We start from the raw sequence: 13,110 nt of genomic DNA on the forward strand, positions 1-13,110 counted from the left end.
GTTTGCCTGCTGACCTCGATGCGTACCACGACCACCGCCAATCGCGATTCGGGTACCGATGATTCACCTTAAGGCAGTAGGTAAAACAAGGCCCCGTCCAGCAATGGACGGGGCCTTGTCTATTTAGGCCTTCGCCGATTCAGCCTTCAATCTGCTGACAAAAGCGCAGCCGGTTGCCAAACGGATCGGCGATCTCCATCTGTAACCCCCAGCCAACCCTAACGGCTTCAGGGCGCGAATAGCCGTAGCGCTTGGCGACCAGTTCGTTCTGCAGGGCGATGATGTCTTCGACCCGGGCAAATACCGTCGAGCCGGGTGTCGCGTCGCCGTGATGCTCACTCAAGTGCAGGATCAACCCGTCACGGTGCACTTGAGCATAGAGAGGCAGCTCAGGCTCGAAACGATGTTCCCAATCCAGTGTGAAACCGAGGAAGTCCAGGTAGAACTCCTTGGCTTTATCAACCGAAAAAATGCGCAGAACTGGAATGGCAGGGGCGAGGTGCATTCAGAGGATTCCATGTAGGAGCGGGCTTGTCCCGCGAAACAATACAACTGAAAACCCTCAATCACTAGGCAGGCCTGCATCTTATCCATGCCGTAGCGCAATATTGCTTTAAACCCAATGTCAGGGTTTCATGGTGCCCACTGCGCGGTTTCGCGTGAATGGCGTGCAATGAGACTTGATATGAAAACCCGTTTTAAACAATGTGATGTGCCTGAACTGCGTATGCCCAGCATCAACCAACAGTCGTCGGTGGTGAGCGCATGATTGAAGTCACTGAAGTTTCCATTGCCCAGCTGCGAGCTGCGCTCGAGTCTGGCCAGACCACGGCGGTCGAGCTGGTGCAGGCTTATCTTGCCCGCATCGAAGCCTATGACGGCCCGGCAACTGCTACCGCGCTCAACGCCGTGGTGGTGCGCAACCCTGAGGCGCTGGCAGAAGCCCAGGCTTCCGACGCGCGGCGCGCCAAAGGCGAAACCCTGGGGCCGCTGGATGGCATTCCTTACACCGCCAAGGACAGCTACCTGGTCAAAGGGCTCACCGCCGCCTCCGGTAGCCCGGCATTTGCCGAGCTGGTTGCCTACCGCGATGCTTTCACCATCGAGCGTCTGCGCGCGGCTGGGGCCATCTGTCTGGGCAAAACCAATATGCCGCCGATGGCCAATGGCGGGATGCAGCGCGGCGTGTATGGCCGCGCTGAAAGCCCGTACAACGCCGACTACCTCACAGCACCGTTTGCCTCGGGTTCTTCCAACGGCGCCGGTACTGCCACTGCCGCCAGCTTCTCGGCGTTCGGCCTGGCGGAAGAAACCTGGTCGAGCGGGCGCGGTCCGGCATCCAACAATGGCCTGTGTGCCTACACGCCTTCGCGTGGAGTGATCTCGGTGCGTGGCAACTGGCCACTGACGCCGACCATGGACGTGGTCGTGCCTTTCGCCCGGACCATGGCCGACCTGCTGGAAGTGCTCGACGTGGTGGTCGCCGAAGACCCCGATACCCGTGGCGACCTGTGGCGCATGCAGCCCTGGGTGCCGATTCCGAGCGTTGCCTCGGTGCGTCCGGCGTCCTACCTGGAGCTGGCAGCCGGTGCTGCAGCCTTGGCAGGCAAGCGCCTGGGTATCCCGCGCATGTACATCAATGCCGACCCCGAAGCAGGCACCAGCGAAGCGCCCGGTATTGGCGGGCCGACCGGCCAGCGTATCAACACCCGGCCGACCGTGATTGCCCTCTGGGAAGCCGCACGCAACGCGTTGGAAGCTGCAGGCGCTGAAGTCATCGATGTAGATTTCCCGCTGGTGTCCAATTGCGAAGGTGATCGCCCTGGCGCGCCGACCGTGTTCAACCGTGGCCTGGTGTCCAAGGAATTCCTCCACCATGAGCTGTGGGACCTGACCGCCTGGGCCTTCGATGATTTTCTCCAGGCCAACGGCGACCCTAAATTGAACCGTCTGGTCGATGTCGACGGGCCGAAGATCTTCCCGCACGACCCTGGCACCCTGCCAAACCGTGAGGGCGATCTGGCTGCGGGCATGGACGAGTACGTGCGCATGGCCGAGCGTGGCATTACCCCGTGGGACCAGATCAGCACCGTACCGGACGGCCTGCGCGGGCTGGAGAAAACCCGACGCATTGACCTCGAGGAGTGGATGGATCGCCTCGGGCTCGATGCCGTGCTGTTCCCGACCGTCGCTGATGTGGCACCGGCCAATTCCGACGTTGACCCGGCGTCGGCGGATATTGCCTGGAGCAACGGCGTCTGGGTTGCCAATGGCAACCTGGCCATTCGTCATCTGGGTGTACCGACGGTCACCGTACCGATGGGCGTGATGGCTGATATCGGCATGCCGGTCGGCCTGACCTTTGCCGGCCGGGCGTATGACGATTCGTCGCTGCTGCGCCTGGCGGCGGGGTTTGAGGCGACTGGCTCCAAGCGTCTGGTGCCACCGCGTACGCCGCCATTGGTCGCGAAGTAAGCAAAGCGGGCGGGGCAGGCTCCTGCATCCGGCCCTGCCGGTGGGAGCAGGCTTGCCCCGCGATTTGCTATGCCGCGCCAGATCGCGGGGCAAGCCCGCTCCCACCGAGTTAGGGGCAATCGGTGAAAAGCAAAATATGTTGGGTGCGCGAATGCTGCGACAGAACTGTCGTGGACGTAGATTGGAATAGAAGAAGAAAATGGCAGGGGCGGCTGGATTCGAACCAACGCATGGCAGGATCAAAACCTGCTGCCTTACCGCTTGGCGACGCCCCTGTAGCTGTAGCGACGAGTGTCTGGCACTCGTTTGAATAGAGGTTATTCACTGCCGTTGCAGGAATGTGCGGAAATTTACCAACTTTTCTGCCGTCTGGGAAGAGCCAAATCACATAAATTGTTTTTAAAACAGCCGGTTACTGTTGCTGCCGGTCAGGCATCATAGTGTTTACCCCATCCAGCAGGAATTTTTTCATGGCCAACCACGACATTACCTTCGTTCCAGACCCTGACCCGGAGTCGATCTCCAGCGATGTTACCGGCTTCGGCGGCATACTGGTTTCGACTCAGATTCCGACCCGTGCCGATGGCAGCCTGGAGCTGGGCGATATCACCTTGCAGAGTGAATGCACCCTGCAAGCGCTGAAAGTGGCCCTGGAGCGTGCCGGCAGTTCCATGGACCGAGTATTGCACTTGACCATTTACCTCACCGACATGGCAGATCGTGCCGCGTTCAACGAGGTTTACCAGCGTTTCTTCGCCAAACCGTGGCCAGTGCGCGCAGCGGTTGGCGTGGCCTCGCTGGCGGTTGAAGGCATGCGCGTGGAAGTAACGGCAATGGCCGCCAAAGCCTGAACCCTTGTGGGAGCGGGCTTGCCCCGCGATTGCGGTGTGTCAGCCAGAGAGCATCGCGGGGCAAGCCCGCTCCTACAGGCGGTTTCGCGCTACAATGCGCGCCTTGACCGTGACAAGCCTGACTAAAAAAACATGTCCTTACCCAAGCATCACCTGGAACTGCTCAGCCCTGCCCGCGATGTGGCCATCGCCCGCGAGGCCATTCTGCATGGCGCCGACGCCATCTATATCGGTGGCCCAAGCTTCGGCGCCCGCCACAACGCCTGCAACGAGGTGAGCGATATCGCTCAGTTGGTGGAGTTTGCCCGGCGCTACCATGCCCGGGTGTTCACCACCATCAACACCATCCTCCACGACAACGAACTGGAGCCGGCGCGCAAGCTGATTCACCAGCTGTACGATGCCGGTGTCGATGCGCTGATCGTCCAGGATCTGGGGGTGATGGAGCTGGATATCCCGCCGATCGAGCTGCATGCCAGTACCCAGACCGATATCCGCACCCTGGCGCGGGCCAAGTTTCTCGATCAGGCCGGTTTCTCGCAACTGGTGCTGGCGCGTGAGCTGAACCTCAAGGAAATCCGCGCCATCGCCGATGAAACCGATGCCGCCATCGAGTTCTTCATCCATGGTGCGCTGTGCGTGGCGTTCTCCGGTCAGTGCAATATTTCCCACGCCCAGACCGGCCGCAGTGCCAACCGTGGCGACTGCTCGCAGGCCTGCCGCCTGCCGTACACCCTCAAAGACGAGAAGGGTGGGGTGATTGCCTACGAAAAACACCTGCTGTCGATGAAAGACAACAACCAGAGCGCCAACATCCGCGCCCTGGTCGAAGCCGGTGTGCGTTCGTTCAAAATTGAAGGGCGCTACAAGGACATGGGCTATGTGAAGAACATCACCGCCTATTACCGCCAGCGCCTGGATGAAGTGCTCGAAGACCGTCCGGACCTGGCCCGCGCGTCCAGCGGCCGTACCGCGCACTTCTTCGTGCCGGACCCAGACAAAACCTTCCACCGCGGCAGCACCGACTACTTCGTCAGCGAGCGCAAGATCGACATCGGTGCCTTCGACTCGCCGACCTTTACCGGTCTGCCGGTAGGTGTGGTAGAGAAAGTCGGCAAGCGCGACCTGCAGGTGGTCACTCATGAGCCGCTGTCCAACGGCGATGGCCTCAACGTGCTGGTCAAGCGTGAAGTCGTGGGTTTCCGCGCCAACATCGCCGAGCCCAAGGGCGAGTTCGATGAAGACGGCGAAAAGCGCTACCGCTACCGGGTCGAGCCCAACGAGATGCCCAAGGGTATGCATCAATTGCGCCCTAACCATCCGCTGAGCCGCAACCTCGACCACAACTGGCAGCAAGCGCTGCAGAAGACCTCTGCCGAGCGGCGCATTGGCCTGAAATGGTCGGCCAGCCTGCGTGAAGATCGCCTGCAACTGACCGCTACCAGTGAAGAGGGCGTCAGCGCCAGTGTCAGCCTGGACGGCCCGTTCGGCGCGGCCAACAAGCCTGAGCAGGCACTGGAACAGCTGCGTGACTTGCTGGGGCAACTGGGCACCACCCAGTACCACGCCACCGACATCAAGCTGGATGCGCCACAGGCGTACTTCATTCCCAATTCACAGCTCAAGGCGCTGCGCCGTGAAGTGATCGAGGCGCTGACCACTGCCCGCGTCGAGGCCCATCCTCGGGGCAGCCGCAAGGCCGAAAGCAACCCGCCACCGGTGTACCCGGAGTCGCACCTGTCGTTCCTGGCCAACGTCTACAACCAGAAGGCGCGCGATTTCTATCACCGTCACGGCGTCAAGCTGATCGACGCGGCGTTCGAAGCCCACGAAGAGAAGGGCGAAGTGCCGGTGATGATCACCAAGCACTGCCTGCGCTTCTCCTTCAACCTGTGCCCTAAACAGGCCAAGGGCGTCACCGGGGTGCGCACCAAGGTGGCACCGATGCAGCTGATTCACGGTGATGAAGTGCTGACGTTGAAGTTCGACTGCAAGCCGTGCGAGATGCATATCATCGGCAAGATGAAAGGCCACATCTTCGACCTGCCACAGCCAGGCAGCCAACCGGTGGTGGGCCATATCAGCCCGGAAGACCTGCTGAAAACCATCCCGCGCGCACCGCACTGAGTGAGCACGAGCGCGACGTCACGGCGTCGCGCTCAGCCGCGCAATTCCATGCCGGCCTTGTCCAGCAACCAGCTGCGAAACGCCTGCAGCGCAGGCAGCGCCTGGTTGCGCGGTGGGTACACCAGGTAGTAACTGCGGGCGCTGGCAAAGGGCGGGGTGGGGCTGCTCAGCTCGCCGCTGGCCAGTTCGTCACTGATCAGAATGCGTGGCACCAGGCCGATGCCAATGTCGGCGCGCACGGCCTGGATCAAATGCGAGGTCAACTCGAAGCTCGGCCCCAGGCGCATGGCCTGGTGCGCCAGGCCGTGGTGGGTGAACCATTCACCCCAGGCATTGGCATTGTTGGCGACACTCAACAGCACTTGCTGGCTGATGGCTTTCGGGGTCCAGGCGGGCAGGCTGGCGGCCAGGGTCGGTGACAGGATCACGCTCAATTCTTCTGCGTGCAGGCGGTGGCAGATCAGTCCCTGCAGTTCATGGGTGGCAACGACGATGGCGGCATCGATGCCGCTGGTGGCGAAGTCCACCGGTTCAATCCGTGAATTGATGTGCACCAGTACTTCGGGATGGCTGCGGTAAAACGCGTGCAGTCGTGGCAGCAGCCATTTCGAGCCGAAGGTCGGCAGCGTTGCCAGGCGCAAACTGCCGCCACCGGCCTGGTGGGCAATGGCGTGCAAGGTGGCGCTGCGCACACGGCCGAGGGCCTCGCTGATTTCCCGTTGGTACAGGCGGCCGACCTCGGTGAGTTTGACTGTGCGGCCTTCGCGGCGGAACAACGTCACCCCCAATTGCTGCTCCAGCGCCTGCACCTGACGGCTGACAGCGCTCTGGGTCAGGGCCAGTTCCACGGCGGCGCGGGTGTAGCTTTCATGGCGCGCCGCGGCTTCAAATGCCAGCAGCAAGGACATCGACGGGGTGAGATTGCGGTAATTCATTCGTAAAAGTCATCAAAGGCTGCGGGAATATCCGTTTGTGCCTGGCGCCAGGCTGCGGGATCATTGGCATCATCCACTACCTGGCCGTGTACTGACCATACCGTTTCAGCAAGTATTCCTGATTAGCCTGACATAAATGAGGCCATCCCCCGATGATCGCCCGATTGACCGGCACTGCACCGGCCACGCTGTACCCTGATTTCCTCGAAGCCCTGCGCGCTGCCGGTTTCCGTGGCCAGCTCAGTGCCGACTACGCCACCCGCACCGTACTGGCCACCGACAACTCGATCTACCAACGCCTGCCGCAAGCGGCGGTGTTCCCGCAGGACGCCGACGATGTGGCGCGAGTTGCGACGCTGATGGCCGAGCCGCGTTTCAAAGACGTCAAGCTCACGCCGCGTGGCGGCGGTACCGGTACCAACGGCCAGTCGCTGACCGACGGCATCGTCGTCGACCTGTCGCGGCACATGAACAGCATCCTTGAAATCAACGTTGAAGAGCGCTGGGTACGGGTTCAGGCCGGTGTGGTCAAAGACCAGCTCAATGCCGCGCTCAAGCCCCATGGCTTGTTCTTCGCCCCGGAACTGTCGACCTCCAACCGCGCCACCGTTGGCGGCATGATCAACACCGACGCCAGCGGCCAGGGCAGTTGCACCTACGGTAAAACCCGCGATCACGTGCTCGAACTGCACAGTGTGCTGCTGGGCGGCCAGCGCCTGCACACCCGGCCATTGAGCGACGCTGAACTGGAGCACGCTTGCGCTGAACCTGGCCGCGCCGGTGAGGTGTACCGCACCGCCCGGCAGATCCAGGAGACCCAGGCCGAACTGATCGAGCAAACCTTCCCCAAGCTCAACCGCTGCCTGACCGGTTACGACCTGGCGCACCTGCGTGACGAACAAGGCCGTTTCAACCTCAACAGCGTGCTGTGTGGCGCCGAGGGCTCGCTGGGCTACGTGGTCGAGGCCAAGCTCAATGTGCTGCCGATACCCAAGTATGCAGTGCTGGTCAACGTGCGTTACACCAGCTTCATGGACGCACTGCGCGACGCCAACGCGTTGATGGCGCACAAGCCGCTGTCGATTGAAACGGTAGACTCCAAGGTGTTGATGCTGGCGATGAAAGACATCGTCTGGCACAGCGTCGCCGAGTATTTTCCGGCCGATGCCGAGCGCCCGACCCTGGGTATCAACCTGGTGGAGTTCTGCGGTGACGACCCGGCTGAAGTCAATGCGCGGGTGCAAGCCTTTGTCGCCCACCTGCAGGCCGACAAAGGCGTCGAGCGTCTGGGGCACACCCTGGCCGAAGGTGCTGAAGCGGTAACGCGGGTCTACACCATGCGCAAGCGCTCGGTGGGCCTGCTGGGTAACGTCGAAGGTGAAGTGCGGCCGCAGCCGTTCGTCGAAGATACCGCAGTACCGCCAGAGCAACTGGCGGACTACATCGCCGACTTCCGCGCCTTGCTCGATGGCTATGGCCTGGCCTACGGTATGTTCGGTCACGTCGATGCCGGCGTGCTCCATGTGCGCCCGGCGCTGGACATGAAAGACCCGGCCCAGGCCGCGCTGGTCAAACCGATTTCCGATGCCGTGGCTGCCCTGACCCTGCGTTACGGTGGTCTGCTCTGGGGTGAGCATGGCAAAGGCCTGCGCTCGGAATATGTGCCGGAATACTTCGGTGAACTGTACCCGTCGCTGCAAGCGCTCAAGGGCGCCTTCGACCCGCACAACCAACTCAACCCCGGCAAAATCTGCACCCCGCCCGATAGCGCCCAGGGCCTGATCAAGGTCAACGAAGCGCCGATGCGTGGCGACTTCGACCGCCAGATCGACGAGCGCGTGTGGCAGAGTTTCGGCAGTGCCGTGCACTGCAACGGCAACGGCGCCTGCTACAACTACGACCCCAACGACGCCATGTGCCCGTCGTGGAAAGCCACCCGTGAACGTCAGCACTCGCCCAAGGGCCGTGCCTCGCTGATCCGCGAATGGCTGCGCTTGCAAGGCGCCGCCAACGTCGATGTGCTGGCCACCGCCCAGGGCAAGCTCAACTGGCTCAAAGGCCTGCCGGCGCGGCTGCGCAACAACCTGGCGCGCAACAAGGGGGAAGCGGACTTCTCTCACGAGGTGTACGACGCCATGGCCGGTTGCCTGGCCTGCAAGTCGTGCGCGGGGCAGTGCCCGATCAAGGTCAACGTGCCGGAATTCCGCTCGCGCTTCCTCGAGCTGTACCACGGGCGTTACCAGCGGCCGTTGCGCGACTACCTGATCGGCTCGCTGGAGTTCAGCATTCCGTATCTGGCCTACGCTCCCGGTGTGTACAACGCGGTGATGGGCTCGAAATGGGTGAGCAAGCTGCTTGAGCGCCATGTCGGCATGCTCGACAGCCCGCTGATCAGCCGTTACAACTTCCAGGCCACCCTGACGCGCTGCAACGTGCGCGTGGCCAGCATTCCGGCCTTGCGTGAGCTGACCCCGGCGCAGCGCGAACGCAGCATCGTGCTGGTTCAGGATGCCTTCACCCGTTACTTCGAAACCCCGGTGCTGGCGGCGTTCATCGACCTGGCCTATCGCCTCGGGCATCGCGTCTACCTGGCCCCCTACAGTGCCAACGGCAAGCCACTGCACGTGCAGGGCTTCCTCGGTGCTTTCAACAAGGCGGCGATTCGCAATGCCCGTGAGCTCAGTGCCTTGGCGGAATGCGGTGTGCCGCTGGTGGGGCTGGACCCGGCCATGACCCTGGTGTATCGCCAGGAGTACCTGAAGGTTCCGGATCTGGGGGCATGCCCGAAGGTATTGCTGCCTCAAGAGTGGTTAATGGAGGTACTGCCTGAACAACCGACCCGGGCAACCACGACCTACCGTTTGATGGCGCACTGCACAGAGAAAACCAACGTCCCGGCAAGCACGCGGCAGTGGGAACAGGTGTTTAGCCGCCTGGGCCTGAAACTGACCACCGAAGCTACGGGTTGCTGCGGGATGTCCGGTACCTATGGTCACGAGGCCCGTAACCAGGCCACCTCGAAGACCATCTTCGAACAGTCCTGGGCGACCAAGCTGGACAAGGAAGGCGAAGCCTTGGCTACCGGCTACTCGTGCCGCAGCCAGGTCAAACGCCAGGCCGACCGCACCTTGCGCCATCCGTTGGAAGTGCTGCTGCAACAGCTGAGCAGCTAGCCTGTAGGAGCGGGCTTGCCCCGCGATGCGGTGTGTCTGATAAACCGCGATCGCGGGGCAAGCCCGCTCCTACCAAGGTCAAGCCTGGAAGGTCACGTAGACCTTCTTGCAGGTGGTGACAACTTCCCAGATCCCGGTGAAGCCCGCCGGAATGACGAAGCGATCACCGGCCTGAACCACTTTCACATGGCCGTTCTGGTCATGAATCAGCGATTGGCCACTGAGGATTTCGCAGTACTCATCTTCGCTGTACACCACCTGCCAGCGCCCCGGCTGGCTTTCCCAGATACCGGCATTGAACTGGCCATTGGCACTGCAAAACTGATTGTGTGCCGATTGCTCAGGATGGCCGCTGATCAAGCGTTCAGGCCTGGGCAGGTAGCGTTCGCCAGGGGTGTTGTAGGTGAAGTCAGCAATGTCTTTTATCAGCATCACACATCCCTCAGAGTTTGATCCAGGTGGCCTTCAGCTCGGTGTATTTGTCGAACGCGTGCAGCGACTTGTCGCGGCCATTGCCCGACTGTTTGAAGCCGCCGAACGGCGCGGTCATGTCACCACCGTCATACTGGTTGACCCAGACACTGCCCGCACGCAGCGCCTTGGCGGTGCGGTGCGCTTTGCTCAAGTCGGCCGTCCAGATGCCCGCCGCCAGGCCATAGGGCGTGTCGTTGGCAATCCGGATCGCTTCTTCGCAGTCCTCGAAGCTGATCACCGCCAATACCGGGCCAAAGATTTCTTCCTGGGCAATGCGCATGTCATTGCGAACATTGGTAAACACGGCTGGCTGCAGGTAATTGCCACCGGTTTCTTCCAGCACCTGGTGGCCGCCGTAGGCGCGGGTCGCGCCTTCGTCTTCGCCGATCTGGATGTACTTGAGCACGCTGCGCAGGTGCTGGGTATCGACCAGCGCACCGACCTTGGTGGCCGGGTCCAGTGGATGACCAGGCTGCCAGTTTTCCAACTCGGCAATGACCATGGCGGTGAAGCGCTCTTTGATCGAGGCTTCAACCAGCAGACGTGAACCTGCAGTGCAGACTTCTCCCTGGTTGAAGGCAATGGCGCTGGCTGCCGCCCGTGCCGCCGCCTGCAGGTCGGGGGCGTCGGCGAAGACGATGTTCGGGCTTTTGCCACCGGCTTCCAGCCACACCCGTTTCATGTTGGATTCGCCAGCAAACATCAGCAGTTGCTTGGCCACGCCGGTTGAACCGGTGAACACCAGGGCGTCGATGTCCATGTGCGTTGCCAGGGCCTTGCCGACCACCTGGCCGCGGCCCGGCAAGACGTTGAACACCCCGGCAGGAATACCGGCGTCTACGGCCAACTGGGCCAAACGGATGGCAGTCAGCGGCGACTTGTCGGACGGTTTGAGAATCACCGAGTTGCCAGCCGCCAGGGCCGGGCCGAGTTTCCAGCAGGTCATGATCAGCGGAAAATTCCACGGCACGATAGCTGCTACCACACCGATCGGTTCGCGGGTAATCAGCCCGAGTTCGTCGTCGGCGGTGTTGGCCACTTCGTCGTAGATTTTGTCGATGGCCTCGCCATTCCAGCGAATCGCGCGCGCAGCGCCGGGGACGTCGACACTCAGCGAGTCGCTGATCGGCTTGCCCATGTCCAGGGTTTCCAGCAGCGCCAGGTGCTGGATATCAGCCTCGATCAGTTCGGCGAACTTGAGCATGACGCGTTTGCGCTCCACCGGTGAGCGCCGTGACCAGACGCCTGAGTCGAACGCCTGGCGCGCAGCCTTGACGGCAATCTGCGCATCTTGCGCATCGCACTGGGCGATATGCCCGAGCAGGCGGCCGTCAATCGGACTGATGCGTTCAGCACTGGCGCCAGCGCGCGCGGCGCAGTACTCACCATTGATAAAAGCGCGGGTCTCGGCGCTGAGCGCGTCGGCGCGGGCGATCCAATCATGCAGTTGCAAGGGCATAGAGAATTCCTGTGGTTTTTATTTTGCGCAAAATATGCTGGCGTTGAGCTGCTGATTCAGCATATAAATTTGCAAGATTCTGCGCAATGCAACGATTAAAAAATAAAAAATCTACACATGCGCAAAAATCTGACTTAGCATTTGCTCATTCCTGCCTATAAAAATCACAAAACGAGGGCGATGAAGATGGAACAGGTTTCCATAGGCGCACAGCCACACGCGGTACTGGCAAAAACCATTCGCTGGTGGGACGGGGTGGCGATCACCCTGAGCTTGCCGGCGGCGTTGTTCGTAGGGCTTGGCTACTCAATCGGCGCGATTGGAGCCTGGGCCGCGATTGTCTTGTGGGCGGTGATTGCCGCCGTGGCGGTATTGCACAACTGGCTGTATTCGGAGATGGGCGCAATGTTTGCGGAGAAGTCCGGCGGCATTGCCCTTTACGCCAACGAGGCGTGGAGCAAGCGCGTGCCCAGCTTCGGTCCGCTGGCCACCTATGCCTACTGGTTCGCCTGGGCCACCGCCCCGGCCATCTGGGGGCTGGCGGTGGCGCAGATCCTCTCGGAGCAGTTCTGGCCCGATGTCACGTTCAGCTATGACCTGGGCATTGTCTCGCTGGGTTTGCCGCAGTTCATCGCCTTGGGGGTGGCGCTGTTGTCCTGGGCCTTGAGCATGATCCAGCTGCGTTTCACCATGGTGATCCTCACCGTGGCCGGGGTGTTGCTGATGATTCCGGTGCTGATTTTCGGCAGCAGCTTTTTCACCTTTGAGGCCTGGTCGACCAGCAGTTTCACCTGGCGTACCGGCGAGGGCATCAGCGGTGTGCGCACGGTGTTGGCCTGGTTGTTCATCATGGCCTGGTCGGCGTATGCGGTAGAGGCGTCGGCTTCGTTCATTCCCGAGTTTCGTGACACCGTCAGCGACACCCGCAAGGCGTTGCGCATTGCTGCGCTGATCCTGCTGCTGGTGTTTACCCTGACGCCGTTGGGCCTGGCCGGGCTGCTCGGCGAGCAAGTACTGATCGACAAACCCTACGGTTTTCTCCAGGCCGGCGCGCAGGTGCTGTTTGGTGGTGGCGCGGCGCTGATTACCCTGGTGCTGATTGCCGGCATCCTGGTGCTCTCGGTGATGGGCACGGCCGATGCGGGCAGGGCGCTGTACCAGAGTTCACGTGATGGCCTGACCGTGCGTCAGTTCGGCACCCTCAACCGCGCCGGTGTCCCGGCTCGGGCCGTCACCGTGCAGTTGCTGATCAACGTGTTGCTGGTGTTGCTGGTGGGCAACCCGCTGGCGGTGATCGTTGCCGGTAATGTTGGCTACATTCTTGCTCACTTGCTGGCGGTTTCCGGTTACGTAGTCCTGCGTCGCGACCGGCCGGATGCGCCGCGTCCGATTCGCCTGTCTCGGCGCTGGACAAGCATTGCTATCGCTTTGGCCCTGTTCGACGCCTTGATTCTGCTGGTGGGCATGACCAGTGCTGCGATTACCGGCTATGGCGGCCTCAAGGAAGTGCTGATTGCCGTCGCGGTGCTGGCCATCTCGCAAGCGCTGTTCTGGTTGCGTCGTGTGCAAGACCGCAACGCCGGCCAAACCCACGCCGTTCACAAAGCGCCCTGACT

At 61.7% G+C, this 13,110-nt stretch carries 9 protein-coding genes and 1 tRNA gene; 5 read left to right on the forward strand and 5 right to left on the reverse strand.

Features of this window, described 5'->3' with window-relative positions; all coding sequences use genetic code 11:
* Nucleotides 1–139: 139 nt before the first annotated feature.
* On the reverse strand, nucleotides 140–505 hold the full coding sequence (locus ACP6KB_RS09285) for a glyoxalase superfamily protein (protein WP_442113433.1): 366 nt from the start codon (nucleotides 503–505) through the stop codon (nucleotides 140–142).
* A 260-nt stretch (nucleotides 506–765) separates the two neighbouring features.
* On the opposite strand from ACP6KB_RS09285, the gene ACP6KB_RS09290 reads away from it, so the two are divergent.
* Nucleotides 766–2,475, forward strand: a complete 1,710-nt coding sequence (locus ACP6KB_RS09290; protein ID WP_442113434.1) for an amidase — start codon at nucleotides 766–768, stop codon at nucleotides 2,473–2,475.
* A 200-nt stretch (nucleotides 2,476–2,675) separates the two neighbouring features.
* On the opposite strand, the gene ACP6KB_RS09295 is transcribed toward ACP6KB_RS09290, so the two are convergent.
* Nucleotides 2,676–2,750 (reverse strand) — tRNA-Gln (locus ACP6KB_RS09295).
* 195 nt (nucleotides 2,751–2,945) lie between these two features.
* Between ACP6KB_RS09295 and ACP6KB_RS09300 the strand changes: the two genes are divergently transcribed.
* Both ACP6KB_RS09300 and ACP6KB_RS09305 read left to right on the forward strand, forming a co-directional pair.
* Nucleotides 2,946–3,326 carry a RidA family protein gene (locus ACP6KB_RS09300; protein ID WP_442113435.1) on the forward strand — a complete coding sequence of 127 codons (381 nt, stop codon included), beginning with the start codon at nucleotides 2,946–2,948 and terminating at the stop codon, nucleotides 3,324–3,326.
* Between the two features lie 132 nt (nucleotides 3,327–3,458).
* Nucleotides 3,459–5,453 carry a peptidase U32 family protein gene (locus tag ACP6KB_RS09305; protein WP_442113436.1) on the forward strand — a complete coding sequence of 665 codons (1,995 nt, stop codon included), beginning with the start codon at nucleotides 3,459–3,461 and terminating at the stop codon, nucleotides 5,451–5,453.
* 32 nt (nucleotides 5,454–5,485) lie between these two features.
* On the opposite strand, the gene ACP6KB_RS09310 is transcribed toward ACP6KB_RS09305, so the two are convergent.
* Nucleotides 5,486–6,388, reverse strand: coding sequence for a LysR substrate-binding domain-containing protein (locus ACP6KB_RS09310; RefSeq protein ID WP_442113437.1), 903 nt, complete (start codon nucleotides 6,386–6,388; stop codon nucleotides 5,486–5,488).
* Between the two features lie 152 nt (nucleotides 6,389–6,540).
* Between ACP6KB_RS09310 and ydiJ the strand changes: the two genes are divergently transcribed.
* Entirely contained in the window at nucleotides 6,541–9,561 is a 3,021-nt protein-coding gene (ydiJ, locus tag ACP6KB_RS09315) for a D-2-hydroxyglutarate dehydrogenase YdiJ (RefSeq protein WP_442113438.1), read from the forward strand.
* A gap of 78 nt (nucleotides 9,562–9,639) precedes the next feature.
* Here the strand turns inward: ydiJ and ACP6KB_RS09320 are convergent, their stop codons facing one another.
* Nucleotides 9,640–9,993 (reverse strand): cupin domain-containing protein, encoded by a 354-nt coding sequence (locus tag ACP6KB_RS09320; RefSeq protein WP_442113439.1) that lies wholly within the window; start codon nucleotides 9,991–9,993, stop codon nucleotides 9,640–9,642.
* 10 nt (nucleotides 9,994–10,003) lie between these two features.
* A complete protein-coding gene (locus tag ACP6KB_RS09325; protein WP_442113440.1) occupies nucleotides 10,004–11,494 on the reverse strand; it encodes an aldehyde dehydrogenase in 1,491 nt (496 codons plus the stop codon).
* Nucleotides 11,495–11,680: 186 nt separating this feature from the next.
* Between ACP6KB_RS09325 and ACP6KB_RS09330 the strand changes: the two genes are divergently transcribed.
* Nucleotides 11,681–13,108, forward strand: coding sequence for an APC family permease (locus ACP6KB_RS09330; RefSeq protein ID WP_442113441.1), 1,428 nt, complete (start codon nucleotides 11,681–11,683; stop codon nucleotides 13,106–13,108).
* Nucleotides 13,109–13,110: the final 2 nt, after the last annotated feature.

Origin of the sequence: Pseudomonas sp. NUPR-001, assembly GCF_052147955.1 — a bacterium.
In the GTDB taxonomy this organism is placed as follows: domain Bacteria; phylum Pseudomonadota; class Gammaproteobacteria; order Pseudomonadales; family Pseudomonadaceae; genus Aquipseudomonas.